General features: G+C 48.3%; 1 tRNA gene. It reads right to left on the minus strand.

Annotated features, from left to right (window positions below):
- Positions 1 to 2 precede the first annotated feature (2 nt).
- Positions 3 to 76 (minus strand) — tRNA-Ile (locus tag EO125_RS09750).
- Positions 77 to 261 lie beyond the last annotated feature (185 nt).

Here is a 261-nt window from a genome sequence, read left to right on the forward strand (position 1 = left end):
GGTAGGCCTAAGTGGACTTGAACCACCGACCTCACGCTTATCAGGCGTGCGCTCTAACCAGCTGAGCTATAGGCCTACATATGAGAGATAATCTCTCAAAACTGAACAATTAAGGTTGGATACAGCTAGCGCATATGCTACGTCTATCCATTACACCAAAGTGTCGACCTAGTGTGACATCTAGCATCTTGTGCTAGTGTATGTCTCCCTAGAAAGGAGGTGATCCAGCCGCACCTTCCGATACGGCTACCTTGTTACGAC

Source organism: Veillonella sp. VA139 (assembly GCF_003992005.1).
GTDB lineage: Bacteria > Bacillota > Negativicutes > Veillonellales > Veillonellaceae > F0422.